Origin of the sequence: Gilvimarinus chinensis DSM 19667 (assembly GCF_000377745.1) — a bacterium.
GTDB lineage: Bacteria > Pseudomonadota > Gammaproteobacteria > Pseudomonadales > Cellvibrionaceae > Gilvimarinus > Gilvimarinus chinensis.
Genome location: NZ_KB898709.1, coordinates 191,355 through 216,382, shown reverse-complemented (window position 1 = coordinate 216,382; position 25,028 = coordinate 191,355). Strand labels below are relative to the sequence as shown.

22 protein-coding genes are annotated in these 25,028 nt (G+C 53.2%); 16 read left to right on the top strand and 6 right to left on the bottom strand.

The genetic code is table 11. The annotated features are described in order from the left end of the window. Positions 1 to 93 precede the first annotated feature (93 nt). From D568_RS0112475 to panD, 12 genes are all read left to right on the top strand, one after another. Entirely contained in the window at positions 94 to 1,848 is a 1,755-nt protein-coding gene (locus tag D568_RS0112475) for a DUF1631 family protein (RefSeq protein ID WP_020209942.1), read from the top strand. Positions 1,849 to 2,009: 161 nt separating this feature from the next. Beyond that, positions 2,010 to 2,528: a magnetosome magnetite crystal formation protein family gene (locus tag D568_RS0112470; RefSeq protein ID WP_020209941.1), complete on the top strand. Its 519-nt coding sequence runs from the start codon at positions 2,010 to 2,012 to the stop codon at positions 2,526 to 2,528. A 5-nt stretch (positions 2,529 to 2,533) separates the two neighbouring features. Further along, entirely contained in the window at positions 2,534 to 3,514 is a 981-nt protein-coding gene (locus tag D568_RS0112465; protein ID WP_020209940.1) for a 2-hydroxyacid dehydrogenase, read from the top strand. A gap of 192 nt (positions 3,515 to 3,706) precedes the next feature. After that, positions 3,707 to 4,969: a serine hydroxymethyltransferase gene (glyA, locus tag D568_RS0112460; RefSeq protein WP_020209939.1), complete on the top strand. Its 1,263-nt coding sequence runs from the start codon at positions 3,707 to 3,709 to the stop codon at positions 4,967 to 4,969. A 387-nt stretch (positions 4,970 to 5,356) separates the two neighbouring features. Beyond that, positions 5,357 to 5,803 carry a 30S ribosomal protein S6 gene (gene rpsF, locus D568_RS0112455; RefSeq protein ID WP_020209938.1) on the top strand — a complete coding sequence of 149 codons (447 nt, stop codon included), beginning with the start codon at positions 5,357 to 5,359 and terminating at the stop codon, positions 5,801 to 5,803. A gap of 3 nt (positions 5,804 to 5,806) precedes the next feature. After that, the gene (gene rpsR, locus D568_RS0112450; RefSeq protein ID WP_020209937.1) at positions 5,807 to 6,034 is read left to right on the top strand and encodes a 30S ribosomal protein S18; all 228 of its coding nucleotides are present in this window, start codon (positions 5,807 to 5,809) and stop codon (positions 6,032 to 6,034) included. 11 nt (positions 6,035 to 6,045) lie between these two features. Continuing rightward, the gene (locus D568_RS0112445; protein WP_020209936.1) at positions 6,046 to 6,894 is read left to right on the top strand and encodes a YybS family protein; all 849 of its coding nucleotides are present in this window, start codon (positions 6,046 to 6,048) and stop codon (positions 6,892 to 6,894) included. 36 nt (positions 6,895 to 6,930) lie between these two features. Continuing rightward, on the top strand, positions 6,931 to 7,377 hold the full coding sequence (gene rplI, locus D568_RS0112440) for a 50S ribosomal protein L9 (protein WP_020209935.1): 447 nt from the start codon (positions 6,931 to 6,933) through the stop codon (positions 7,375 to 7,377). A 143-nt stretch (positions 7,378 to 7,520) separates the two neighbouring features. Next, entirely contained in the window at positions 7,521 to 8,915 is a 1,395-nt protein-coding gene (gene dnaB, locus D568_RS0112435) for a replicative DNA helicase (protein WP_020209934.1), read from the top strand. A 32-nt stretch (positions 8,916 to 8,947) separates the two neighbouring features. Beyond that, positions 8,948 to 9,490 carry an MOSC domain-containing protein gene (locus D568_RS0112430; protein ID WP_020209933.1) on the top strand — a complete coding sequence of 181 codons (543 nt, stop codon included), beginning with the start codon at positions 8,948 to 8,950 and terminating at the stop codon, positions 9,488 to 9,490. A 134-nt stretch (positions 9,491 to 9,624) separates the two neighbouring features. Further along, complete coding sequence (panC, locus tag D568_RS0112425) at positions 9,625 to 10,476, top strand: pantoate--beta-alanine ligase (RefSeq protein ID WP_020209932.1); 852 nt, start codon at positions 9,625 to 9,627, stop codon at positions 10,474 to 10,476. Between the two features lie 52 nt (positions 10,477 to 10,528). Continuing rightward, positions 10,529 to 10,909: an aspartate 1-decarboxylase gene (gene panD / locus D568_RS0112420; protein ID WP_020209931.1), complete on the top strand. Its 381-nt coding sequence runs from the start codon at positions 10,529 to 10,531 to the stop codon at positions 10,907 to 10,909. 84 nt (positions 10,910 to 10,993) lie between these two features. Here panD and nhaD read toward each other — a convergent pair whose 3' ends face one another. Further along, positions 10,994 to 12,439 carry a sodium:proton antiporter NhaD gene (gene nhaD / locus D568_RS0112415; protein WP_020209930.1) on the bottom strand — a complete coding sequence of 482 codons (1,446 nt, stop codon included), beginning with the start codon at positions 12,437 to 12,439 and terminating at the stop codon, positions 10,994 to 10,996. Between the two features lie 356 nt (positions 12,440 to 12,795). On the opposite strand from nhaD, the gene D568_RS0112410 reads away from it, so the two are divergent. The 3 genes from D568_RS0112410 (at position 12,796) to D568_RS0112400 (ending at position 17,196) form a co-directional block, all read left to right on the top strand. Continuing rightward, positions 12,796 to 13,254 (top strand): hypothetical protein, encoded by a 459-nt coding sequence (locus tag D568_RS0112410; RefSeq protein ID WP_020209929.1) that lies wholly within the window; start codon positions 12,796 to 12,798, stop codon positions 13,252 to 13,254. Between the two features lie 138 nt (positions 13,255 to 13,392). Continuing rightward, positions 13,393 to 14,601 (top strand): substrate-binding periplasmic protein, encoded by a 1,209-nt coding sequence (locus D568_RS20075; protein ID WP_020209928.1) that lies wholly within the window; start codon positions 13,393 to 13,395, stop codon positions 14,599 to 14,601. A gap of 135 nt (positions 14,602 to 14,736) precedes the next feature. Beyond that, entirely contained in the window at positions 14,737 to 17,196 is a 2,460-nt protein-coding gene (locus tag D568_RS0112400; protein ID WP_020209927.1) for a vitamin K epoxide reductase family protein, read from the top strand. Positions 17,197 to 17,228: 32 nt separating this feature from the next. Here the strand turns inward: D568_RS0112400 and D568_RS0112395 are convergent, their stop codons facing one another. Genes D568_RS0112395 through D568_RS0112385 form a run of 3 tightly spaced genes read right to left on the bottom strand, consistent with a single transcriptional unit; the run spans position 17,229 to position 22,508 of the window. Next, positions 17,229 to 19,097 (bottom strand): acetyl-CoA hydrolase/transferase C-terminal domain-containing protein, encoded by a 1,869-nt coding sequence (locus D568_RS0112395; protein WP_020209926.1) that lies wholly within the window; start codon positions 19,095 to 19,097, stop codon positions 17,229 to 17,231. Beyond that, a complete protein-coding gene (locus tag D568_RS0112390) occupies positions 19,090 to 21,195 on the bottom strand; it encodes a 3-hydroxyacyl-CoA dehydrogenase NAD-binding domain-containing protein (RefSeq protein ID WP_020209925.1) in 2,106 nt (701 codons plus the stop codon). Before D568_RS0112390 ends, D568_RS0112395 begins: the two co-directional genes overlap by 8 nt. A gap of 8 nt (positions 21,196 to 21,203) precedes the next feature. Further along, complete coding sequence (locus tag D568_RS0112385; protein WP_020209924.1) at positions 21,204 to 22,508, bottom strand: acetyl-CoA C-acetyltransferase; 1,305 nt, start codon at positions 22,506 to 22,508, stop codon at positions 21,204 to 21,206. 343 nt (positions 22,509 to 22,851) lie between these two features. Here D568_RS0112385 and D568_RS0112380 point away from each other — a divergent pair, with 343 nt between their 5' ends. After that, on the top strand, positions 22,852 to 23,274 hold the full coding sequence (locus D568_RS0112380; protein ID WP_020209923.1) for a CBS domain-containing protein: 423 nt from the start codon (positions 22,852 to 22,854) through the stop codon (positions 23,272 to 23,274). 143 nt (positions 23,275 to 23,417) lie between these two features. Here D568_RS0112380 and arfB read toward each other — a convergent pair whose 3' ends face one another. Together arfB and D568_RS0112370 are read right to left on the bottom strand one after the other, a co-directional pair. Further along, positions 23,418 to 23,831: an alternative ribosome rescue aminoacyl-tRNA hydrolase ArfB gene (gene arfB / locus D568_RS0112375; protein ID WP_026287028.1), complete on the bottom strand. Its 414-nt coding sequence runs from the start codon at positions 23,829 to 23,831 to the stop codon at positions 23,418 to 23,420. Positions 23,832 to 23,915: 84 nt separating this feature from the next. Beyond that, on the bottom strand, positions 23,916 to 24,980 hold the full coding sequence (locus tag D568_RS0112370; protein ID WP_020209921.1) for an alkene reductase: 1,065 nt from the start codon (positions 24,978 to 24,980) through the stop codon (positions 23,916 to 23,918). Between the last annotated feature and the right edge of the window lie 48 nt (positions 24,981 to 25,028).

The following is a 25,028-nucleotide window of genomic DNA, read 5'->3' as shown; positions in this document are numbered from 1 at the left end:
AGGCCTCAATTTTGCTAAGATCATTGAACCCGCGTTGCCATCGCAGTGGCTTCGCGGGTTCTTTGTCTTGGCTTTGGGGTGGTTGTACAACGGATGGAAGACACTCACGCTTGTTCCGCTGCTATAGGTGGGGTTCTCAAAGATTTGCGCCGCTGGACGCAAAAGAGTAACGCTGCAATCGACGAAAAGGCGTTGCTGGCGTCAAGTCGCCTGGCTGTTGAGGACTTTCAGCGCCTCGCTCCTGGCGCGGACCCAGCCTGGCTGCTGGCCGCGTGGGTCGTGCGCGGTACGCGCGACAATTTACAGGGCGATGCCATGCTCGCCCCCCGCGTAGAAAACCTCCTGCATTGTTTATTACACCTTGTGTTTCATCACGCCGACGATGATCTGTGGCAACAGCCACAGTGGGTGGATGTCTGGGATACGTTATTGTTTCACTGGCAGAGCTGGTATCCGGGCCTGGGCAGTGCGGGGGATAAATTTCTCGCCCGCTGTGATGAATTACTGCAACAATTAGAGGCAAACCTCGGTAATGCGGCAGCCTGTCAAACCGCTATCGGGCAATTTAATCAGCAGGCCGACCGTGAGCTGGATCGTGCAGCACGATTGGCTGGTCGAATTAATGAGTTGGAGCAAGGCCAGTTAAAAGTTCAGCAGGCGGCGCACCAGGTAGAGACCAGCCTAAATCAATGGATGGCTGGATGCAGTCTGCCAGATGCCATTTATCAGTATATCCACCAATCCATCGGCCCAGCGCTGCGCTATTTTTTGATTAACGAGCAGCATAAGCAGTGGGATTTCTGGGCAGAAATGCTGCAGCAGTTGTGCCGAGCCTTTGAGCCTAATAAAACGCTTGAGGCGCAAACGATGTTGCATCGAACGGCGCCTCAATTGACAGCCAGCCTGAGCGCTGCTGAAACTCCTGCCACCTGTGATCCAGAAGCTTACAATCAGTTTGTCAGTGATGTGGTGCTGGGTATTGATGCGCTGTTGTTGGGCAACACGTTGGACACGGTGATTGCACCGCCTATCGCACAAAAACGTGAGCCTTTAAAAGTGCGTGGCCACCGACGAGATGGCGAGCCCCATCAATTAGAGTGTGGTGATTGGTTGATATTTCATTCGCCGCTGGAAGGGCAGCTACGTTGTCAGTACCTTCTGCAGTCACCTGTCAGTGGTGAGTTAATGTTCGTCAATCGACAAGGGCATAAAGTAATGCAGTTGTCGGTGGGAAAGTTTTTGGAGGCACTGGATAGGCGCGATGCACAACCTATGGTTAATATCAGGGTATACAGTACGGCGGTTAACAAAGCCACTTCGCGTCTGCGTTACTACCATGGGGACATTAAGGCTGAGTGTGAGTTGCAGGAAGTCTTAGCGCAACAAAAGCGTGAAAGGGAAGAACAAGTCCGCATTGAAAGCGAGCGTATCTTAGCGGCGCGTCGTCAGGCCGATGCATTAGCGCGTCAACAGGCGTTGGCTGCAGAGCAGGCGCGCCACGAGGCGTTAAAACGAAGCCGCGAGGCTGCCGAGCGCCAAGCCCGTGAAGCGTTACAGGAGCAGCGCAGGCAGAGTGCTCTGGCGCAAATTGATAAGCTGCAAGTGGGGGCTTTTGCGGATATACCCTTAGGTGAGCCGGAGCGTGAGCGCTGTCATTTGGGCATGATTATGCCATCGACGCAAAAGTACCTCTTTTACGACAAGTTTCAGCGCAAAGTGGCCGAATGGCGTCGGGATGAATTGGCGCAATTGCTTATGGAGGGGCGGGTAGAGTTGTACGACGCCGCGCCTGGTTTTGAAAGCCGTTTAGAACAAATCGTTTTTGGCCAGAGGCGCAGCCCTGTTTAATGAAGGATTTTTTCGATGCGGGTAAGCTGTTGCAGTAAAAGCAATACAGTGGCCAAATACTTATAAAGAATGATGTCATCACTGAAAGTTTAACGGTGAGATGCAGGCTGAATATCACCACAGATTATTACTTACTGATATCGGATCATTAGGAGGCACAGATGGACTTAGATAAAATTGAAAAGCTGAATGAGCTGAAAGAAAAAGGCATGATTTCGGATGAGGAGTACAACAAGGCCAAAGCGAAAATTCTCGGTGGGTCTGGTGCCAGTGATGTAATTGGCGATGTGGATAATCGAACCTTCAGTATGATTTTGCACTTTGCTCAGTTGTGCGGGTATATCATCCCCATGTGTGGTTGGATTGTCCCTTTGGTGATGTGGCTGCTTAAGCGTGAAGACCCCTACATCAACGAGCAGGGTAAGGTCGTTTTTAACTGGATTATCAGCTCGTTCATTTATTTCTGGATTTGCCTCTTTTTGGTGTTTATTGGCATTGGTTTAATCCTGCTGCCGGTGCTCGGTATTGTGTCCATTATTTTTATTGTACTGGGCGCTATCCGTGCAAAGGACGGCGTGATTCAAAATTATCCCATCACCATTCCGTTTTTTAAGGTCGACCCCAATGCGGCGGTAGCGGCCGACGTAAAGGCCGATGACTCCATCGAGAAGCAGGACTGACGTTCATGAAAGTGGCGGTGTTCAATACCAAACGCTACGACCGGGAAAACTTGGCGCAGATTGCAGGACATGAGTTGACGTTTATCGATGCCCATCTCAATGCGCAAACGGCGCCTCTGGCTGCGGGCTTTGAGGCGGTTTGCTGCTTTGTGAACGATGTGCTGAGCGAGCCGGTATTAATGCAGTTATCCGCAGCCGGGGTGCGCATGGTCGCCATGCGTTGCGCCGGTTTTAATAATGTGGATGTAGCCGCTGCCAAGCATTTGGGTATTGCCGTATGCCGGGTGCCCGAGTATTCACCTTATGCGGTGGCTGAATTTGCCACCGCCCTTATTCTCGATTTAAACCGCCGCATGCGACGGGCCTACAATCGCATGCGCGAGCAGGATTATTCGCTGGACGGCTTGCTGGGGTTCGATCTGCACGGCAAAACCGTGGGCATTGTGGGCAGTGGCAAAATTGGCTGCGCTTTCGCCCGTATTATGCAGGGTTTCGGCTGCCGCCTGTTGGTGAGCGACCCTTACCCCAACGACACTATGGCCGCGATGGCCGAATACGTCCCTCGCGAGCAGCTATGGCAAGAGGCGGATATTATCTCGCTGCACTGCCCGCTGCTGGAGTCTACCCATCACTTGATCAACGCTGACAGTATCGCGCAAATGAAGCCCGGCGTGATGCTGATTAACACCAGTCGCGGTGGCCTGATTGATACCCGTGCGGTTATCGACGGGCTGAAAACGGGGCAGGTGGGGTATCTCGGTATTGATGTCTATGAGGAAGAGGCCGATCTGTTTTTTGAAGATAAGTCCGATGCGATTTTGCAGGACGACGTTTTCGCCCGTTTATTCACTTTCGCCAATGTTATTGTGACTGGCCATCAGGGCTTTTTTACCCGCGAAGCGCTGGCGCAAATTGCTCGGGTAACTGGTGAGAATCTTGATGCGTTTGCCAGCGGCGAGCGCAGCGGGCCAACCTTTGTAACCTAAGCGCTGCATGCCAGCTTTCTGGGGCGGGGCTGGGTTTGGCGTCAGGGTCCCAGGCATGCGAACCTGTGGCCCAATTTGCCGTGGCGAAATGCTGAACGTTTGGTGTACAATCGCGGCCTTTCTTGATTTACAACCTATCCCCTTTCAACAATCCGGTAGTGCCAGCGCTGCCCGTTAGTGTAGGAATTGTCCATGTTTGATAAAAGCCAAACAATCGCCTCGTTTGACCCAGAAATCTGGGATTCCATCGAGAACGAAAGCCGTCGTCAGGAAGAGCACATCGAACTGATTGCCTCTGAAAACTACACCAGCCCGCTGGTTATGGCGGCCCAGGGCACCAAACTGACCAACAAATACGCCGAAGGTTATCCGGGCAAGCGCTACTATGGCGGTTGTGAGTATGTGGATAAAAGTGAAGCGCTGGCCATTGAGCGCGCCTGCGAATTGTTCGGTGCTGATTACGCCAACGTCCAGCCCCACTCTGGCTCACAGGCCAATGGTGCCGTTTATCAGGCGCTGTGTAAGCCGGGCGATACCATTTTAGGTATGAGCCTGGACGCCGGCGGTCACTTAACCCACGGTGCCAAGCCCAACTTTTCGGGCAAAACCTACAACTCTGTGCAGTACGGCCTGAACCCGGATACGGGTCTGGTGGACATGGATGAAGTAGAGCGTTTGGCGGTAGAGCATAAGCCCACCATGATTGTCGCGGGTTTTTCGGCCTATTCGCAGGTGATGGACTGGGCTCGTTTCCGCGAAATCGCCGATAAAGTTGGCGCTTACTTACTGGTTGATATGGCACACGTGGCCGGTTTGGTGGCAGCGGGCGTTTACCCCAGCCCCATCCCTCACGCCCATGTGGTGACTTCGACCACCCACAAAACTCTGCGCGGTCCGCGCGGCGGCATTATCCTGGCCAAGGCCAACGAAGAGATTGAGAAAAAGCTCAACTCGGCGGTATTTCCCGGTGGTCAGGGTGGTCCTCTGATGCACGTGATCGCTGCCAAGGCCATCAGCTTTAAAGAGGCCATGAGCGACGAGTACAAAACTTACCAGCAGCAGGTTGTGAAAAACGCTAAGGCCATGGCTAAGGTGTTTTTGGAGCGCGGTCTGGATGTGGTGTCTGGCGGCACTGAAAACCACCTGATGCTGGTGAGCCTGATTGGCAAAGAGTACTCGGGTAAAGATGCCGATGCCGCTCTGGGGCAGGCCAATATCACTGTGAATAAGAACGCCGTGCCTAACGATCCGCGTTCGCCGTTTGTAACCTCGGGCCTGCGTGTAGGTACCCCGGCTATCACTACCCGTGGTTTTGGTGAAAGTGAGTGTACGGATCTGGCCCATTGGATGTGCGACGTGCTGGACGGTTTGGAAAAAGGCAATGCCGATGAGGCCATCGCCAGCGTGAAGCAAAAAGTGCTGGACGTGTGTGCGAAGTTCCCCGTTTACGGCTAAGCACTGACGTCTTTGAGGTGCCAAGTTAGGCCTCCGGCAGTGTAAAAGGTAATACCGCAAAAGGCGGCCCTGAAGAGGGTCGCCTTTTTTGGTGGCTTTGTGGCTGATGATCTTATTGCGGATGGGCTCATCGCTGTAGTGCAAAGGGCGGCAAGGTCTGGGTCGAGAGCAAGGTTTTCATGCGTGCCTTGTTCGGGCGGCTGCCCTGTACTCGGGTCAACAGGCGTTGTCCAAAATTTAACCTTGCGTTCCGCCAGCAAACTCCCTAAAATACCGCGCCCTTGTACCCCGTGGGGTGCAGGTATAACCGGCCTCGCGTGTAAGCGTCGGGCTACTCCTTGTCTTACCGGTATTCGCTGGGAGACTTTCACCCGTAAGGAGCTATTAATGCGTCATTACGAAATCGTATTTATGGTCCACCCGGACCAGAGCGAACAAGTGCCCGGCATGATCGAGCGCTACACTGCTACCGTTACTAACGGTGGTGGCCAGGTACATCGCCTGGAAGATTGGGGCCGCCGTCAACTGGCTTACTCCATCAACAAGATTCACAAAGCACACTATGTTCTGATGAACGTTGAATGTAGCGAAGAGGCACTCGAAGAGCTGACCACTAACTTCCGCTATAACGACGCTGTATTGCGTAACATGGTTATCCGCACTGACGAGGCTGTTACCGAAGAGTCTCCGATTGCTAAGGCTGACAAAGAGAGCCGCGAGCGCAAGCAGCCGCGCGCCCCGCGTCGCGAAGAGTCTGAAAAGTCTTCTGACAACTCTGAGGAAAATGCCGAAGAGAATGCAGAAGAGCAGACCACTGAGAAAGAGGGGGAATAATCCATGGCTCGTTTTTTTCGTCGCCGTAAGTTCTGCCGTTTCACCGCTGAAGGCGTAAAGCAGATCGACTATAAAGATCTGGAAACTTTAAAAGCCTACATCACTGAAACCGGTAAAATCGTACCCAGCCGTATCACGGGTACTAAAGCCAAGTACCAGCGTCAGCTGTCTACCGCTGTTAAGCGTGCACGCTACCTGGCACTGCTGCCGTACACGGACAGCCACGAGTAAGACTAACAGTTGTGCGCGCGCTGGCTGAATTTATTATGCGCGGCCGCGCTCAGGCTGCAGCGGTCGCCCTGTTAGGGCACTGGATTCCGCTACTGAGTCCGGCCACCGTTGCCCTGGTAACACTCAGGCGAGGCCTTGCCGATGGTGCAATGGTACTGGCCTGGGCACTGCTGCCAGCCATAGTGTTTATGGCGATGGGGCAGCAAAACGCCGCCCTGGCAATTATCGGCGCTGTGAGTATTTTTACCGCCGCGCAGGTATTGCGGCAAAGCGCATCCTGGCAGCATGCCTTGATGGGGTTGGTGGCCTGTAACACTCTTGGAGCGGTTGTTCTGGGGGTGACATTGCCGGAGCTGGTCGATAAGGCCGTAGCCGCCCTGGCAGAGATTATGGCCGCTATAACCGCTGAGGCTGAGCCGCCTCTGGTGTTGCCCGAACCCAATGCCACTATGGTGCTGGGGCTGTTGGCCGCCATGACCACGTTAAGTGGTGCCATGGGGTTGATACTGGGGCGCTGGTGGCAGGCAGTATTGTACAACCCGGGTGGGTTTGGCACTGAGTTTCGTGCCTTGCGCTTAACGCCTGTCGCCGCTTTGGTGTGCATGATTGCGGCGGTGTACTGCTACCAGCAGCCAGCCACCACCAAAGTGTGGGCGCTGGTGTTTGCCCAGCCTTTGCTGTTTGCCGGTATTGCTCTGGTACACGCTCTGGTGGCTAAAAAGGGCATGGGTGTGCAGTGGCTGGTGTTGTTTTACATAGCGCTGATATTGCTGCAGCCGTTTAAGATTCTGTTAGTGATCGTCGCCTTTGGTGACACGTGGTTGGATATACGCGGACGTATCAAGCCTAAACAGGCCTGAGCCCGCAGGCAAAATTGAAACTAGAGGGTTAACGAGATGGAAGTTATTCTGCTCGAGAAAGTAGGTAAACTGGGCGCCATTGGCGACAAAGTTACCGTTAAATCAGGCTTTGGCCGCAACTTCCTGGTTCCCCAGGGCAAAGCGGTTCCGGCTACTGAGTCTAACATCGCTGAGTTTGAAGCGCGTCGCGCCGAGCTGGAAGCTGCTGCTGCAGAGAAGAAAGCTGAAGCTGAAAAGCGTGCCGAGAAGCTGGCGGATCTGGCGGTTACCATCGAAGCCAACGCTGGCGACGAAGGTAAACTGTTCGGTTCTATCGGTACTCGCGATATCGCTGACGCCATCACCGCTGCCGGTGTTGAAGTGGCTAAATCAGAAGTGCGCCTGCCCGAAGGTGTGATTCGCGAAGTTGGCGAATACGACATCGACGTTCAGGTACACGCTGAAGTGATTCAAGCGATCAAACTGTCTGTTGTTGCCGAGTAATTCTGTTTAGCCGCTCTATAGGTTGAGTGGCTAAGCGTTTACAAGCGCTGACAAACTGACGAAAATCGGGCACTATCGACAGCTTGGCTGTCGGGTGCCCGTTTTTTTTGCCCGCACAAATTACAAGGAATACCGCACGCACTATGTCCTCCGAGGCTTTATCAAACTACAACACTGATAACGATACAGGCAGGCCTGGATTACCCAGCTCGGTAGAGGCCGAGCAGGCGGTGCTGGGTGGTCTGATGCTGGAAAACAGCCGCCTGGACGCGGTGCTGGAAGTCGCCTCGGAAGTGGACTTTTACCGCGAAGATCACAAGCTGATCTTACGCATGATGGTCGAGTTGCAGGAAGATGCGCAGCCTCTCGACCCGGTGACTTTGTCTGAGGCGCTTGAGCGCCACGGCGAGCTGGAGCGTGCCGGTGGCCTGGGGTACCTGGTAGAGCTGGCGGCCAATACCCCAAGCGCGGCCAATATTACTGCCTACGCGCGCATTGTGCGCGAGCGCTCAACCTTGCGCCAACTGATTGCGGCGGCGCAGGACATCAGCCAGTCCAGCTTTAACCCCGCGGGTCTCGACTCGGATGACTTGCTGCAGCTGGCGGAAAAACGCGTTGCGCAAATCGCCGAAGACCGCCCTAAAGAGGGTGGGTTGCGGGACGTTAACGGCCTGCTGAAAGAGACCGTTGAGCGCATCGACGAGCTGTTTCGCTCTGGCGACGACGTTACCGGGGTGACCACCGGCCTTACAGACTTGGACACCAAAACCTCGGGCTGGCAGCCGGGGGAATTGATCATTCTCGCCGCTCGTCCCTCTATGGGTAAGACCGCTTTGGCGCTCAATTTTGTCGAGTCCGCCATTTTTACCCAAGAGCGTCCGGTGCTGGTGTTCAGTATGGAAATGCCCTCGGCGGCACTGGTCATGCGGATGATGTCCTCCATCGGCCGCATCGATCAGGGCCACATGCGCAACGGCAAACTGACCGAAGAGGACTGGCCTAAGTTGTCGGCGGCGGTGAGTAAAATGAAAGACAAGCCGCTGTTTATCGACGACACTCCGGGCCTTACGCCGCAAGAAATGCGCGCGCGCACCCGGCGCATTGCCCGTGAGCACGGCAACCCTGGCATGATCATGGTGGATTACCTGCAGCTGATGCAGGTGGCAGGTTCCACCGAGGGGCGTACCCAGGAAATTTCTGAAATCTCCCGCGCCTTGAAAGCCTTGGCCAAAGAATTCGATTGCCCAGTGATCGCTTTGTCGCAGCTTAACCGGAGTGTGGAGCAGCGTCCTAACAAGCGTCCCATGAACTCCGACCTGCGTGAATCGGGCGCCATCGAGCAGGACGCCGACGTGATTCTGTTTATTTACCGCGACGAATATTACAACGAAGACAGTCCGGATAAAGGTGTCTCAGAACTGATTGTGGGTAAGCAGCGTAACGGTGAGGTAGGCACAGTACGCGCGGCGTTTGTGGGTAAATACACGCGGTTTGATAACCTTGCGCCAGAGTATTTCTCGCAGCAGGATGATTACTAACCCTTAGCCTGTATAAATTTGCCTGTGCTGATATGAACTCCCAAGCTCGCCTACTCGATAAGCTCGCTAAAGACCTAAAGCCCGGCCGTTTAGAGTGGATTGGCCTGCGCAGTGCGCATCGCGGTCAAATTCACGTGGTGGAGTCCGCCGAGGCGGTGGTGGATAGAGGGCTGGCGGGCGATCACCGCAGCCGTAAAACCCCCGGTTCAGGTCGTCAGGTGACGCTTATAAGTCACGAATTTATTCAACAAATTTGTCTGCATACTGGCACGGCGGATATTGACCCTGTGCTATTGCGTCGCAATCTTGTGGTCAGGGGGCTAAACCTTAACTTGCTGCGCCACCAGCGGGTACAAATTGGCGAAGTGATTCTAGAGCCTGCGGCGCTCTGCCACCCGTGTTCGCGCATGAATCAAAACCTTGGCCCCGGCGGGGCCGCCGCTATGTATGGCTATGGTGGTCTGTGCGCTAAAGTTGTTCAGGGAGGCCGGTTGGCGGTGGGGGATGCTGTGGTACGTCTGCCTCGCGAGACGGACATCTCCGCTCCACCGCAAGGTTCTCTATTTAACGGCTGAGCGCATATTCTGCGGGTGGACTTTGTTATCCAAGTCCCTTCTATTGCCTCGTTCTCTACGCCCAAAAAATGTACATAAACGGCCGAAGGGTGTATTATCCGCCCCCCGTAAATAACGGGTACCACGAGGGCGTTATGCAGGTATTTCATCACATCAGCTCCCTGCGCGCAGAGCTTGCCAAAGCGCGGCGCGAGGGTAAGCGCATTGGTTTTGTGCCCACTATGGGAAATCTGCACAACGCTCACCTTGCGTTGGTTCAGCAGGCCCGGCGAAGCTGCGATGTGGTGGTGGCGAGCATTTTTGTGAATCGTTTGCAGTTTGGCCTTAATGAGGATTGGGACAAGTACCCCCGCACCTTGGCCGCCGATGCAGCAAAGCTTGAGGGCGTTAACTGCGATTTCCTGTTCTGCCCGGAAGAGACCGAGATGTACCCCAACGGCATGGATGAGCAGACCCGGGTGATCGTCCCGGCGATGACCGACGTGTTGTGTGGCGCCAGCCGCCCCGGTCACTTTGAAGGGGTGACCACGGTGGTAACTAAGCTGTTTAATATTGTGCAGCCTGATGAGGCTGTGTTCGGTATAAAAGACTTTCAGCAATTGGCGGTTATTCGCCGCATGGTGGAAGACTTGTGCATGCCAGTACAGATTAGTGCAGGGGAAATCTACCGCGAAGATGACGGATTAGCGCTCAGCTCGCGCAACGGCTTTATTACCGAAGACGAGCGCCCGCGTGTCAGTCAGTTAAACCACACCTTGAATTGGGTGGGCGAGCAGATTAAACGTGGTCGCCGGGATTTTTTAGCGCTGCAAGACGAAGGGCGCACGCAAATTGAAGAGGTGGGTTTTAAGGTGGACTACCTTGAAATCTGCAACAGCCGCACCCTTAAACCGGCGGCGGACGATGACAGGGAGATGACCGTCCTTGGGGCCATGTATACGGAAGGGGCCCGATTGATTGATAATATATCACTGGAAATTGACTAAAATTCCGGTGCTGGTGCCGCAGGTGCCATAAGTTAACACTGAGGAGGAGCCCATGCTCTCTACCATGCTTAAAGGCAAATTACACATGGCAGCCGTTACCCAGGCAGAGCTGTGGTATGACGGCTCCTGCGCCATTGATGCTGATCTGGTAGATCTGGCCGGACTGCGCGAGTTTGAACAGATTGACATTTATAACGTCAATAACGGCGAACGCTTTACCACTTATGTGATTCTTGCCGAGCGTGGCTCGGGCACGATTTCCATGAACGGTGCTGCTGCGCGTAAGGTGCAGGTAGGTGATCGAGTTATTATTGGTGCCTATGGCCAATACACAGAGGAGCAGCTGGAAAATTATAAGCCGCGGCTGGTGTATCTGGATGAAAAAAATAAGGTCGAGCGCACCACCAATACTATTCCCATGCAATTGGTGTAAATGTTAACGGCTGTGAAACCGCGAGGCGCTGGCTGAAGCGGCTAGAAAAAAGGGTGCACATTGTGCACCCTTTTTAGTGTGTGCTTAATGGGTAAACATTTCTGCATTTAGCCAAAGGTGGACGGCCACACTGGCGGCATAGCCAATGGCGATGACGGGGGTCCATTTCAGGTGGCCGAAAAAGGTGTATTTACCCCGGGCCTGGCCCATCAGTGCAACCCCTGCGGCCGAACCAATGGAAAGCAGGCTGCCGCCGGTTCCGGCGGTCAGAGTTATTAACAGCCAGTGCCCGTGAGACATTTCGGGCTCCATGGTTAAAACGGCGAACATTACTGGAATGTTATCAATAATGGCTGAGGCCACCCCGAGGATAATGTTGGTTTGAGTCGCTCCCAGACCGGTGTAAAGAAGCTCGGACATATACGCCAGATAACCCATGTAACCCAAGCCGCCAACACACATCACCACGCCATAAAAGAACAGCAAGGTGTCCCACTCGGCGCGCGCCACTTTGCTGAAGACATCAAAAGGTACTACACCGCCTAAGCGCTCCAGCGCCTGTTGATCTCCGGCGCGCTCTGCCAAAGCTCTTTTGCGAGCCAGCGAGCCAGGTAAGGTGCGACGTAGGAAATAGCCAAAAAACTGTAAATAACCTAAGCCGGTCATCATCCCCAGAACCGGAGGTAGGTGGAGCAGCAAATGGCACATAACCGCGGTGGCGATGGTGAGCAAAAACAGACACATAATCCGCAGGGCACCGCGCTTGAGCTCGACTTCTTCCTCGACGGCTACCGGTTTGCGGTTTTCGATAAAGAAGCTCATGATGGCTGCTGGAATTAAAAAATTCACCATAGAAGGTAGGAAAAGTGCCAGAAACTCTTGGAACTCGACAATCCCTGCCTGCCATACCATCAATGTTGTGATATCGCCAAAGGGGCTGAACGCGCCACCGGCATTAGCCGCGACCACAACGTTAATACAGCAAAGGTTGATAAAACGAGTATCGTCTCCGGCCACTTTGACGATAACGGCACACATTAAAAGCGCCGTTGTTAAGTTATCGGCAATAGGGGAAATGAAAAAGGATAAAAAGCCTGTTAACCAAAAAAGCGTTTTATAGTTGAAGCCTTTTCGTACCATCCAGGCGCGCAGTACATCGAATAAGCGACGCTCTTCCAAGGCGTTAATGTACGTCATGGCCACCAGCAGAAACAGCATAAGTTCTGCAAACTCAAGCAGGGTGTGGCGAAAAGCGTGCTCGGCGTCATGGGGCTGACCGGCCTGCGTGTAAACCCAGCCAATGCACATCCAGATAACACCGGCAGCCACCAGTACAGGTTTTGATTTTCTTAAGTGCAGCTTTTCTTCCAGCATTACCACGATATAGGCAATCGCGAACAGGATCAGAGCGAAATAGCCAATGCCGCTCGTGGTTAAATTGATGGTGCCTGTGGCGGCGAGGGTTTGTCCGGACAGCAAAAGCAGACACACCCCAAGCAGCGCGCTAGCGCGATAGGTGATGGTAGACATGTAATTTCCGTGATAGTTAGTGTGGCAGTAACTCTGGGGCGGCTCCGTTCATGATCGGTCTGCGCCGATTCTTGTAGGTCCTTAAGCAGGAGCCCAGAGGGCGCGTATTCTAACATACCCCGCTAAAGCGTAAACAATTGCAAAGTGTCATTAATAAGTCATAACCACCTAAATGATGATATTGATAGCGCTACCATTCACGCTCCCGATATCCCTTGTCATTCAATACCGCAACTGGGGTTTCAGACGCAGACATTGCCGCATAAGTCACACTTTTGTTTTCCCCTGCAATGCTAAGGTGCTTGAACCAACTGTAACTCGCTTAGTTTTAAAGCGATTGAATACCGGAGCACAACATGATGTTTAATCGTAAATCCGTTCAGGCTGCAACAGAAACACTGCGACATTCTGGTAGTAGCGCCGTCCCTGGCGTTAAGGCCGTGCCTTCAGCAAAAATACGGGATAAGCGGGTAGCCGACATTTCGCTATCGGTGCTGAGCAATCATGGAAATTGGAAGCCTTCTGGCCCGTGGAGCGGAGTGTACGATCTGGCAGTCTGGTTACGCTTACCTCAGGGGGCCACCCGGCCTTTGCAGTTGGCATTACGCTATACCGATCAACGGGGCGAGAATACGGTTTTGGTGGATATTTGTAAGCCCGGCTCGTTTAAAAGCGCATTACTCAATGGCAGTGTTGAGGTAAATGTGAGTGGGCGGGTAAAAGACATGGCGCTGTATTTGTTGAGCCTGCCTTCCGATTTGCCTGTAGGGCTGGATGAGTGGCACTTCTTGCCACAAATTAAACGTTCTCGTTGAAGCGTTTTACCCTCGCGTAGAGTTGGATTAAAGCCAGCGGAAAGTTTGCCCTGCCGTTTGCGAATGCGCTGCTATACTCGTAAGGAAATAATAACCCTTATGAGGTAATCGATAGTGCGCCGGCTCATAACGGCTTTCATGCTTCTTTTGCCGACTGTCGTAATCGCGGATGTACCCTCTGACAAACAGGCGGCGGTTGCGCAGGTTATTCTGGGTACCAATGTGCAATCGGCCTATTCGGCAGATTATAAACCCCGTGCGCAAATGGGAATATTAACCCATATAGACTGTATTTTTTCTCACCTCCCTTACCAGCCGAAAATACATTACCAGCCTTGGCGTCGAGCTCAACAGGAAGTTCGAATCGGCACCATAGATGGTTTTTTCACTGCCATGCCAGATCCGGAGCTGGACGCGTTTGCCACTCTCTCAGATCCACTGATTTTACAAAAGTGGTACTGGTTTACCCGCGACGACACAGAGTTTGCTTCAGACCCGGCAACTATGCGTAAAGGAGCCATTCTTGGCAGCCATCAACAACTGTGGTTCGACCTGAATGGGCAGACCGATTATCTGTCGGCGCAGGATTTACCTCAAATGATCAAAATGCTTTATGCCGGACGGGTGGATGTCATTCTTGCCGATCGCCAACACTTCGAAAAAGCCGCGCATTCTCTGAATATACCGCCAGAGCGCTATCATGCCCGATTTGATCGTTATCTCCCCTTGGGGGTTTATTTCGGCCGGGAATTTACAGAGCGTCACCCAGATTTTTTAGCGCAGTTTAATCGCCATGTACACCTGTGTGCTGCTGAAGGCTTTGCTCTGAATGCCGCAGAACAGGAAAAAATAGTGCAGCGTTTGCGGCCAGACATTTCAACACTGTTGGATATGGGCGCGCTGGACGATGCACTGCTGCGCCGCGCTGCGCAAGAACCATTAAGTGAGCAATTGATACAGCGTTTGGATTTTCAGTGGCGTAGCCATTATCGGGACTTCAACAGTGAAGCGTTAAGGGTTCTATTAGATTCGAACTTAATGGCTGCCCTGTTGCCCTGGCAAGCACAAATACCTGCAATTAATGAGGTTATTGTGATGGATACACAGGGGCGCAATGTGGCCGCAGTGCCCTTCACCTCTGACTATTGGCAGGGTGATGAGGTCAAGTACAGGCAGGGCTTTATACAGCCTGCAGGTGAATGGTTTTTTGATGAAGTGGTGTACGATCAATCTACCCGTCGGTTTCAATCACAAATGAGCATGCCTTTGGAAATCTCGGGTAGGCGTTTGGGGGTGCTGACCTTAGGCGTGGACATTGAAAAAATTTTGCACATTCAAGATCACTAACCCGAAATTATTGCAGCTTTTACAAACATTTTTAGGTTCGATCAGAGTTTACCGCCTTTTTTACCCGGATCAATTTTTGCAATCTTTCCCTGCCAATCGCCATTACTCTTCAATGTCTGTTGTGGGGAATACACCATGGATCAACGTAAAAAGCCTTTGCTTCTCATTACCGGAGGTGCTGGTAATCTCGGGGCCTCTTTGGCCAAAGCTCTTCGTTCTGAGTACACCGTCGTTGGCTTGGATCAAGAGCCCGCTGCTGAAGCTGAGGCTAGTTTTACCCTTGATTTAACCTCGGAAGAATCTGTGGCTCTGGCACTTTCCCAATGTCGCCAGGAGTTTGGTCATCAGGTGGCGGCGGTAATCCACTTAGCCGCTTACTTTGATTTTACTGGCGAGGCGTCACCGCTTTACCAAAAGGTGAATGTTGATGGCACGCGCCATCTGTTGCGGGCGTTACAAGACTTTTCTGTTGAGCGGTTTATCTACGCCAGTACGATGTTGGTTCATGAGCCGGGCGTTCCCGGACATAAAATTAACGAACAGTCCCCGATAAAACCCGGTTGGGCGTACCCAATGTCCAAAGCCGAGGTAGAGAGCGTGATCGCCTCCGAAGCCAGCATGCCCTTTAGCATCCTGCGTTTGGCTGGCTTGTACGACGAACAAACCTGCGTACCGACGTTAGCGCATCAAATCGCCCGCATTTATGAGCAAGGCTTTAAAAGCCATTTGTATTCGGGAAACACCGGTGCCGGGCAGGCGTTTTTGCATAAAGAAGATATGCAGAGCTTGTTCGTACGTACCTTGGCGGAAAGAACAACTCTGCCAGATGAGCATATTCTGCTCGCCGGAGAAGAGATCACGCTAAGCTACGAAGCGCTGCAAAATCGCATTGGCGAGTTGCTGCACGGCGAGCGAGAGTGGCACACCACACAGGTGCCCCAGTCTATCGCTAAAGCGGGCGCCTGGCTGGAGGCGAAATCAGAGCCTGTGGTGCCGGATGATTTCGACAAGGGCGAAAAGCCATTTATACGTCCCTTTATGGTGGATATGGCGTCGGACCACTACGAACTTGATTGCGCTAAAGCGAAGGAAGACCTGCAGTGGAACGCTCAGCACCGCCTGGACGCAGTACTGCCTGTATTAATAAAAAATTTAAAAAAAGATCCTTTAGGTTGGTATAAGGCCAACGGCATTACGCCTACCGATGACATGCTCGCCGCTGCTGAAAAAAAGCAGAACCCAGATTCGGTATTACAACGCTTTGATCGTGAGCGCCGTCGCCAACACCGTCAATATTTATGGGCGCCTTTTATCACTATGGGCCTGGGCGCTTGGCTGATTACCTCGCCGCCGGTAATGGGGTATGCGAATCAAAACTTAGCGGTGAGTGACTACGCCAGTGGTGCGTTGTTGCTGGTATTTGCCTTTTTGTCACTGAGTTATCGCGCCAGTTGGGCACGCTGGGGCAGTACCTTTGTTGGCTTGTGGTTACTGTTCGCACCGCTCGCCTTGTGGACGCCCAGTGCCGCGGGGTATTTAAATTCAACGGTAATCGGCATTTTAGCGATCGGCTTTTCTACCTTGGTGCCACCGACCCCGGGTATTTCTCCCGCAGCACAAATGACAGGGCCAACCATACCGCCCGGGTGGGATGTGAACCCTTCCAGTTGGTTTCAACGGGCGCCTATTATAATTCTGGCCTTTGTCGGCTTTTTTGTCTCGCGATACTTAACCGCGTATCAGCTCGGTCACATCGATAGTGTGTGGGAGCCCTTCTTTACGGGCAGCGCCAATCCGAAAAACGGAACAGAAGAGATCATTACCTCTGAGGTTTCCGAGGCGTGGCCCGTTCCCGATGCGGGCATTGGCGCTATGACTTATGCCTTGGAAATTCTAACTGGCCTGCTGGGTTCTAATCGCCGTTGGCGAACCATGCCCTGGTTGGTTACCTTATTCGGCTTTATGATTGTGCCCTTGGGGGTGGTGTCCATCACCTTTATTATTATTCAGCCTATCGTGATCGGCACTTGGTGCACCCTGTGTTTAATCGGTGCTGCCGCCATGCTTTTGCAAATTCCTTATTCTTTGGATGAGCTGGTGGCAACCTTCCAATTTTTAAAGCGCCGGCATAAAGCAGGCAGACCGGTGTTAAAAATCTTTTTTACCGGCGACACGGACGATGGTCCGAATGACACGGTAGTCGATGATTTTGAGCGCGCACCGACAGTGGTGTTAAAAGACATGTTCGCCGGTGGTGTTACTCTGCCGTGGTCTATGTTGGTGGCTATTGCTGTGGGCACTTGGCTGATGTTGACACGCTTAACATTAGGGGCCGAAGGTGCGGTAGCCAACTGGGATCATATTGTGGGCTCTTTGGTGATAACCGTTGCGGTGTGCGCCTTTGCTGAAGTGGCACGGCCCGTACGTTGGCTACTGGCTTTGTTGGGTGTGTTATTGCCTGCCGCTATCGTGTTTAGCGGTGCGCCTTTGGTTTCTATGGTAAACGCTGTTATTTGCGGCTTGCTGCTCATCGGATTGTCTTTTGTAAGGCTCTCGGTAAAAGGCGAGTATGGCGGTTGGAATAAATTTCTGTAGGGATTGCGGGGGTTGTCTGATGTGAACGGTGCCTAAAGGTTTTCTTTGCTATCGACTAAGGCACCGCACAACAGTGTTCCCATAACCTGCGACGATAACTTGCGCCCGCTAAGGTTCATTCTTGCAAGCGCGTCAGAAAAATTGTTACGTTTTCCTAAGCCTTTTAAAAAAAGGGTCAATAGCCGAGTGGATTGGCCCGCTTCTTTCAGCCGTGTGAGCGCCTGACTTAATGCTTGCTCACACTCGGTTAGATCGCTGCCCAAAGGGAAGGGCGGAAGCAGGCCCTGATCGGCTCCCGCTTTGAGTCGTTTGCGTAACTCCTGTGGCGTATTGCGGCGGTATTTACTTGGGATTTTATAGTCTGGGTCGATTTTTCCGGCCTCTTTCGCTTGCTGCAGTAGCTTATGTTGAAAGCGAGAGTCCGTGATGTTAAGCATGGCAGCAATAACGTCGGCGTCGCTTTTTCCTCGTAAATCGGCAATGCCGTATTCACTAACAACCACATCGCGCAAATGGCGGGGAATGGTGCAGTGGCCATAGCTAAAAACGATGTTTGAAGAGGTTTTGCCGTTGTGAGTTCTTGTGGCGCGCAACGTTATAATGGAGCGGGAGTCAGCACCCAATGCATGGGATTGCGCAACAAAATTGTACTGTCCACCCACGCCGCTAATTACCTGGCCGTTGTCTAAGCCGTCAGCTACTACCGAGCCGGTAAGGGTTACCATGATGGCGCAATTGATAAACCGTGCGTGACGGCGGGCATTACGTTTGTTTTTTTCATCGCCGTACAACTCGTTAATAAACGATACCGGCATCATTTTTATTTTCTGTCGTACGTTTTCGGGTAAGTCCTCTAAAGCGCGGTAAAACCCGGGGCTACCCATAAAAAATCCCGCGTGTAACCGTGCTCCATCAACTTCCCGTTGAATAACGTCATGTTGTAGCAGTGGTAGAAAGCCTTCTACCAACATTTCGCTTAAACCATACAGCCCTTGCTCAAACTTGGCCGTGTGCCTTTGCAAAGGGGCTGCATGTTTGTCTTGCGGCGCTTGACCCAACGCTTGCATTAAATCGAGGAACGACTCGTTTTTCGTCTGGCGAAGAATTAACGCGTGACTGATCGCATCGCTGATGGAGCCAATGCCGATTTGCAGTGTGCCACCGTCTTGGATCAGGCTTGCGGTGTGTAAGGCAATGGCGTGATCGGTCAAGCTTGCCGGTTTGCGCGGCGGCATAAACAACGGGTATTGTGTGTCCTTGTTGTCCAGTAGTAGCGCAAATTCATCGCGTTCGCAGTGCGCTTTACCCGCCATGATTGGAAGTGTGCGATTGACTTCCCCCGCGAGTAAGAAATCCGCCCGTCCGTCGCGCCTGGCCTTAAGTAAATCAGGGGTAATATCCGGATTGCTGCTTAAGTTTAATGACTGATCAGTCTCATCGGGCGCCACTAACTGCAGCACAAGGTTGATGCCCGCCTCAAGTAAAAAATTAAGGGCGTGGGTGTAGTTAATCGCCGCGTAGTTTTGTTGCATGACGGGCTCGCCAAGCCAGGCAGCAGGTTGAATGAAAAATTCGGTAACCTTGATGTTGCCGGGCAGTGAGTTTTGTCGCAGTGCTTTCGCGTACAGCAGAGGCGGGTAGCCCGCGAAAAAGCGCTCGGTTAACGGCGTTAAAAATGCACGGGCGAAATGGCCTTGAGCTTTAGGTACTTGTAGCGTCAGTGCCGTATAAATATGGAGGTTAATGCTGGGGTCTTGCTGGGCCAGGGTGAACAGGGCATTGGCAAGGCGGTTCGCTTTACCAATACCCAGTGGAAGGGCAAGCACAATGTGCTTGCCTACGGCCGCCACGATGTCTCGGGCGGCGCTCTCACAGTCGGTATATCGTTGAGGCTCAGCCATTATCCCAGCTGGAATCCGGGGTGAAGCGCTCGCCGTGTTTATCTGCAAGCTCTTGTAGGGCCTGTTTAATATCGGCCTCACCACGGGTATGACTGTATTGCATTGGCCCCCCTTTGAAAGGCGCAAAGCCGGTGCCGAATATCATCGCTCCGTCCAGCAGCTTTTCATCGGCTATAACACCTTCGCGCAAACAGGCTTTGCAGGTGTTGAGCATGGGCAGCAACAGTCGATCGGTTAAGCCTTCGGGAACATTGCCCGGGTCATTATCTTTTTCAGGTTTGCCATTTTTCCATTCGTACAAACCTTTGCCGGTTTTTTTGCCCAGCTCGCCTTTTTGCACTTTTTGTTTCATCCACTCGGGGGCCGCGGGCATAGCATTGTCGAGCGATGAGCGAAGCATGTCGGCAACACCCAGACAAATATCCAGCCCTACGACGTCGGCCAGCTCTACCGGGCCCATGGGCATGCCAAAGTCTTCAGCGGCTTTATCGATAAGCTCGGGTTTTACGCCTTCATCGAGTAAGACAATTGCTTCTAGCAAATAAGGGGTGAGTGCGCGATTGACCAAGAAGCCCGGTGAACCTGCAACCGGTACGGGCAGGCGTTTGATTGTGCCGGTAAACGCCAGTGCTTTTTGGTAGGTGTCGTCAGCGAGTTTTTGGTGTTTAACCACTTCCAGTAATTGCATTTGCGCGACCGGATTAAAAAAGTGCAGACCCACCAAACGCTCGGGGTTTTGCAGCTCTTCGGCCAACTGGTCCAGCGGAATGCTGGACGTGTTGGTACCGAGTATGGCGCCTGGCTTCATACGCGGCTCAATGTCTTTGTATACCTGCCGCTTAATCTCGATTTTCTCGGGCACGGCTTCGATAATTACATCGGCCGAGCTGACCCCTCGATGGTCGAGATCGGGAATTAAACGGTCCAGTACGGCGCGTTTAGCGGCGGCGTTCATGCGTTTTTTATCGCACAGAGCGGCCGTGCGGCCAATGGCTTTGCCGATAATCTCGGGCTTCATATCAAACAGCGTAACGGTCATACCCTGCAGGGCACACCAGCTTGCGATATCGCCACCCATTGCGCCTGCGCCAATCACATGTACATGCTTAAACTTGGCATCGGTATTCGCGCTGCTGGCTTGCTTTTTCAGGTTTTCCTGCAGGAAGAAAACCCGCACCAAATTGCGCGAAGTTTCTGTCAGCAGAAGCTCGCAGAAAGAGTCAATTTCCGCTTTCAGCATGGCTTTGGTGTCGCCGCCATACGCTTCCCAAAGCTCGATTAGCTTGTTCGGTGCCGGGTAGTGCTGGGGTGGTGCTTTGCTGGCGGCTTGTTCGCGCATTTTCTTCGCGCTGAATTTGCGCGCCGGGCCGCTCAACATTAATCGCGATTTAATATCGCGCTTGCTGCGTTTGAGTTTGCCGCTGACCGCCGCCTCAATGGCACCATACACGTGGCGCTCGGGCACAAGGGTGTCGATCAGGCCTAATTTTTTCGCCCGGTAGTCGCGCTGGGTTTTACCGGTGAGCATCATGGTCATGGCTTGAATCGGGTCGATCAGGTCAATACTGCGAGCGGTGCCGCCCAGGCCCGGATGAAGCCCCAGTAAAATTTCGGGAAAACCATAGGCCGAGCCCTGTACGCCGATGCGATAGTCGCAGGTCAGGGCCAGCTCTAAACCGCCACCAAAGCAGTGACCGTGCACCACGGCAACTTTAGTGAAAGGCAGGGCCGCGAAGCGATTGGCGACATTGTGCGCGGCCTCCAGCTTTTGTTTGGCGGCGTCCAGGCTTTCCAACTGACCAAACTCTTTAATGTCCGCACCAACGCAAAAGTTAGACGCTTTGGCCGAGCGCAGTACCAGTGCCTTGGGTTTGTCCGCTTGCAGGGTCATGACGATTTCGTCCAGCTCTTCCAGCGCGGGCTGAGAAAGCACGTTCACCTCTGCGCCTTCGCAGTCAAACATTAACCAGGCGATTTGTTCACTGTCGACTTTTAAAGACCAGTGCTTCCACGCCTGAGGTTGTGACTCGCTGGCTTCGGCAAAGGGACCTATGGCTTTTTCGCGGCCGCGTAAGCTGTTGAGAATAATTCCGTTCATAGGGCCTCCTACACGGTTTCAATTAACATGGCGCCAGCCTGGCCGCCGCCGATGCATTGGGTGGCAATACCGCGCTTTAAACCTTGGCGGTGCAGCGCATTCATTAAATGGAGCACGATACGGTTACCGCTGGTGCCTACCGGGTGGCCCAGACTGATCGCGCCGCCATCAATATTGAGGCGGTCGCGGTTAAACCTTCCCAGTGGTTCCGAGTCGAATACCGCGCGGCAGAAGTCGGTGTCCTCCCAGGCGGCCAGGCAGCCGAGCACCTGAGCGGCGAAGGCCTCGTTGAGTTCCAGCAGCTCAATGTCGTCCAGTGTCATTTTATTGCGCTGCGCCAGTCGCCCGGCGCTAACGGCGGGCCCAAGGCCCATAATCTCGGGCTCAAGGCCCGACCACTCGCTGTCTTTAATGACCGCTTTGGGGGTCAGGCCATACTTTTCTACCGCCTCTTCCGAGGCCAGAATCAGCCAGCTGGCGCCATCGGTAATTTGCGAACTGTTACCCGCGGTGACCTTGCCGTAGGGGCGCTCAAACACGGGCTTGAGCTTGGCGAGTTTCTCTGCGCTGCTGTCGGGGCGTACACCGTCATCGAAGGTGTAGACTTTGCCATCGGGGGCATACAGCGGCACGACCTCATCATCCAGCCAGCCTTCTTCCTGGGCCTTGGCTAAGCGCAGGTGGCTGGAGGCGGCGTAGTCATCAGCCTGCTCGCGGGTAATGCCGAATAAGTTGGCGACCACTTCGGCGGTTTGCCCCATATTCAAACCTACTACCGGATCAGTAAGCCCCTGCTGCAGGCTGAGTACAGGCTTTATATAGCCGGGTTTGAATTTCGCTAAGTGTTTAAGTTTGTCGCCCATCGAACGGGCCAGCCCAAGTTCCGCCAGCCACTCGGTGGCCGCGGGCGTCAGCATGAGTGGCGCGTGGCTGAGCGCCTCGGCGCCGCCCGCCAGAATCAAGTCCTGGCGGCCCTCGCGAATGTAGCGGTAAGCCGTGTCGACCGATTGCATGCCAGAGCCGCAGTTAATCTGCATGGTAAACGCGGGAATGGTCTCCGCGAGTCCTAACCGCAAGGCGGCGATACGCCCAGGGTTCATTTCGCTGGCAACCACATTGACACAGCCGAGGATGACTTGATCAAAAGCATCTTTAGGCAGAGGCTGGCGCAGCAATAGAGAGCGCCCGGCTTGAATGGCTAAGTCAACGGGAGTGAATGGGCCGGGTTTGCCTCGAGCTTTAATAAATGGGGTGCGAACGCCGTCTACTAAATAGACCGGGCGGCCGTCTGAGGGCTGGTGTAGAGAACTCATAAGTCATCCTTTTGTTGTTCGCTTATGGGTCTGAGGGCCGATGTTGGAGTGTCATCAGGCCTTTAAGTATGGCAGTAAAATCAATCTTAACCAGACTACCTAACGGGTTAAGCATAAAGCATGCACACAGTGTTTTAACATACTAGGCGAATTTTTATTGAGCCTTTGAAAAAGTTACCCAGCCATGCCGTGTGCTGTGCAATTTCTGCAATAAAGTGAATGGACGCCTGCCTGGATTGCACGGGCGAACGGGCCTCGCAACTGGAACAGCTGTTGCGTGGTAGAAGTACAGGGGCTGGTAGACCAGACCCTGAATACTCTACCGAGTTAGGAGGTAATACAGATGAAAGTACGCGATATGATGACAGAGCGCCCCGAATACTTAGAGCAGGAGGCCACCATTCGTGAAGCCGCCGAGCGCATGCGTGACACCCAGCGAGGTTTCACCCCTATTGCACACAACGAAAAAATCGTTGGCATTGTCACTGACCGAGATATCGCCATTCGCGCAGTTGCCGAAGGTAAAGGGCCCGATGAGCCTGTGGGTAAAATAGCCAGCGGCAAGGTACTCTATTGCTACGAAGACGACAGCCCGGAGACTGTGCTGCAAAATATGCAGGATCAAAGAGTGCAGCGGTTGGTTGTTTTGAATAATGCCAACAATAAGGACTTTGTTGGGGTCATCAGCCTGAGTGATATTGCAGCCCATAGTCAAAGCTCAGATTTAAGCAAGCGTGTGGTAAACGCCAGCCGCTTATACCACTAGGCTGAAGTTTCTTTTTTCGGGTAACAAAGAACTCGTGTGCGTAAATTGCTGCAGGCCGGGTTGCGCGGGTAAATGCAGCGATTTATGCACACCGATTTTAAGTGTGTTTGAGAGCTATAAGGTTTGGTGTATAGGTTAAGGCTCTAAAGGTCGACTTTGCCACGCATCCGTTTGACTTGGCCGCGTTGGGTTTTTTTGTCCATACGTTTATTCTGAGAGCTGCGACTGGGTTTGGTAGGCCTGCGCTTTTTGGGTTGGTACCCGGCTTTTATAATCAACTCTTTTAAACGGTTTAATGCATCGTCAATATTTTTTTCCTGAGTGCGAAACTGCTGCGCTTTAATGACTACAACGCCTTCTTTACTGATGCGCTGATCGTTAAAGCTGAGTAACCTTTCTTTGTAATAGGTGGGCAGGGTAGAGCGGTTAATGTCAAAGCGAAGGTGTACAGCGCTCGACACTTTATTAACGTTTTGGCCCCCAGCGCCCTGAGCACGAATAAACTGTAAATCGATTTCCCAGTCGGCGAGGGTGACGGTATTGCTGATTTTTAACATGCCGCGATTATAGCGTAAGTTGTCTCTGGAAATAACCGCGGCATTGGCTGTGCTGGGCCGGAGCAAATGCATCGGCCCCGCTTATTAGGCGCTAGCGGTTTCCAGGGTTGGGTAATCGGTATAGCCCTCTTCACCGCCGCCGTAAAATAGCTCCGGGCGGGGAGTGTTAAGCTCAGTATTTTCTTGCAAACGCGCGGGTAGGTCGGGGTTGGCGATAAAGGGCACGCCAAAGGCTACTGCATCGGCTTTGCCTTCTTGCAGCCAGCGATTGGCACTGGCTTTATCGAATTTTTCATTGGCGATGTACACACCACCAAACTGTTCTTTGAGTTGGGGCCCCAAACTGTCGTCCGCTTCGTGTTCGCGGGTGCAAATAAATGCCAGGCCGCGCTGGCCGAGTTTTTGGGCGATATAGCCAAAAGTTTCGGCAGGGTTGGCGTCGCTCATGTCGTGCCCGTCGCCGCGTGGCGCCAGGTGCATGCCCACGCGACCGGCGGGCCAGACACTGAGCACCGCGTCGGTAACTTCCAGTATTAAGCGAGCGCGGTTTTCCAGTGAGCCGCCGTAGGTATCGGTGCGTTGGTTGGTGCCGCTTTGTAGAAACTGATCCAGCAAATAGCCATTGGCGCCGTGAATTTCTACGCCGTCAAAGCCTGCCCGTTTTGCATTTTCAGCGCCCACTCTGAATGCTTCGATGACGCCAGCAATCTCTTCTGTTTCTAAGGCGCGCGGAGTTTCGTAGTCTTTTATCGGGCGTACCAGGCTCACATGACCTTCGGGTTTAATCGCGCTGGGGGCGACAGGTAGCTTGCCGTCCAGGTAAATAGGATCGGAAATGCGCCCGACGTGCCACAACTGCAGCAGTATTTTGCCGCCTTGGGCGTGTACCGCTTGGGTCACCTGTTGCCAGCCTTTGACTTGTTCGTCAGACCAAATACCGGGGGTATCCGGGTAACCCACACCCATAGGCGTAACGCTGGTGGCTTCGCTGATAATCATTCCGGCACTGGTGCGCTGACGGTAGTACTCGGCCATCAGGGCGTTGGGTACACGTCCTGCGTCAGCGCGGCAGCGGGTGAGTGGCGCCATAATAATGCGGTTGGGTAAGGTTAAATCGCCAATGGTGATGGGGCTGAATAAATCGGTCATACGAAACTCCACAGAGTATGTAATACGGTGAGTATGGCGTAGATATGT

Coding starts and splice junctions, on each gene's coding strand:
- dnaB (WP_020209934.1), top strand. CDS start 7,521: ATGTCCTCCGAGGCTTTATCAAACTACAACACTGATAACGATACAGGC.
- D568_RS0112370 (WP_020209921.1), bottom strand. CDS start 24,980: ATGACCGATTTATTCAGCCCCATCACCATTGGCGATTTAACCTTACCC.
- nhaD (WP_020209930.1), bottom strand. CDS start 12,439: ATGTCTACCATCACCTATCGCGCTAGCGCGCTGCTTGGGGTGTGTCTG.
- D568_RS0112390 (WP_020209925.1), bottom strand. CDS start 21,195: ATGAACGGAATTATTCTCAACAGCTTACGCGGCCGCGAAAAAGCCATA.
- rpsR (WP_020209937.1), top strand. CDS start 5,807: ATGGCTCGTTTTTTTCGTCGCCGTAAGTTCTGCCGTTTCACCGCTGAA.
- rplI (WP_020209935.1), top strand. CDS start 6,931: ATGGAAGTTATTCTGCTCGAGAAAGTAGGTAAACTGGGCGCCATTGGC.
- rpsF (WP_020209938.1), top strand. CDS start 5,357: ATGCGTCATTACGAAATCGTATTTATGGTCCACCCGGACCAGAGCGAA.
- D568_RS0112475 (WP_020209942.1), top strand. CDS start 94: ATGGAAGACACTCACGCTTGTTCCGCTGCTATAGGTGGGGTTCTCAAA.
- panD (WP_020209931.1), top strand. CDS start 10,529: ATGCTCTCTACCATGCTTAAAGGCAAATTACACATGGCAGCCGTTACC.
- D568_RS0112465 (WP_020209940.1), top strand. CDS start 2,534: ATGAAAGTGGCGGTGTTCAATACCAAACGCTACGACCGGGAAAACTTG.
- D568_RS0112395 (WP_020209926.1), bottom strand. CDS start 19,097: ATGGCTGAGCCTCAACGATATACCGACTGTGAGAGCGCCGCCCGAGAC.
- D568_RS0112410 (WP_020209929.1), top strand. CDS start 12,796: ATGATGTTTAATCGTAAATCCGTTCAGGCTGCAACAGAAACACTGCGA.
- D568_RS0112400 (WP_020209927.1), top strand. CDS start 14,737: ATGGATCAACGTAAAAAGCCTTTGCTTCTCATTACCGGAGGTGCTGGT.
- D568_RS0112430 (WP_020209933.1), top strand. CDS start 8,948: ATGAACTCCCAAGCTCGCCTACTCGATAAGCTCGCTAAAGACCTAAAG.
- D568_RS0112470 (WP_020209941.1), top strand. CDS start 2,010: ATGGACTTAGATAAAATTGAAAAGCTGAATGAGCTGAAAGAAAAAGGC.
- glyA (WP_020209939.1), top strand. CDS start 3,707: ATGTTTGATAAAAGCCAAACAATCGCCTCGTTTGACCCAGAAATCTGG.
- panC (WP_020209932.1), top strand. CDS start 9,625: ATGCAGGTATTTCATCACATCAGCTCCCTGCGCGCAGAGCTTGCCAAA.
- D568_RS0112385 (WP_020209924.1), bottom strand. CDS start 22,508: ATGAGTTCTCTACACCAGCCCTCAGACGGCCGCCCGGTCTATTTAGTA.
- arfB (WP_026287028.1), bottom strand. CDS start 23,831: ATGTTAAAAATCAGCAATACCGTCACCCTCGCCGACTGGGAAATCGAT.
- D568_RS20075 (WP_020209928.1), top strand. CDS start 13,393: ATGCTTCTTTTGCCGACTGTCGTAATCGCGGATGTACCCTCTGACAAA.
- D568_RS0112380 (WP_020209923.1), top strand. CDS start 22,852: ATGAAAGTACGCGATATGATGACAGAGCGCCCCGAATACTTAGAGCAG.